Source organism: Isoptericola croceus (genome assembly GCF_029382255.1).
GTDB lineage: Bacteria > Actinomycetota > Actinomycetes > Actinomycetales > Cellulomonadaceae > Isoptericola > Isoptericola croceus.
Genome location: NZ_JARLLG010000282.1, coordinates 1 through 270, shown reverse-complemented (window position 1 = coordinate 270; position 270 = coordinate 1). Strand labels below are relative to the sequence as shown.

Annotated in this window: 1 protein-coding gene; it reads left to right on the top strand. The window is 60.4% G+C overall.

Translation table 11 applies throughout. The features are described from left to right. On the top strand, positions 1 to 227 hold a 227-nt coding region (locus tag PZC42_RS21390; RefSeq protein ID WP_277214164.1), incomplete at its 5' end, for a hypothetical protein. Positions 228 to 270: the final 43 nt, after the last annotated feature.

Below are 270 nucleotides of genomic sequence, written 5' to 3'. Positions count from 1 at the left end.
AGGCGGTGAAGGCGGTCGAGAACGGGAAGGTGGTCGCCGAGAAGGCCGAGAACGTCAGCAAACCGCCGCCCCCCGCCGTCAACGGAAAGCCCGCCACCAATGGCGCGGCAGAGAAGCCGGCACAAGTCGAGCTCAAGAGGGAAACGGTCGCACCCACCGAAGCATCTCAGGTGGAACACGTTAACCTTAAAAAGAAGCCGAAGTGCAAGTGCTGCGTGATCCAGTGAAGGGGAGAAACCACAAGTCGACATACACCCACCACCAACCCAC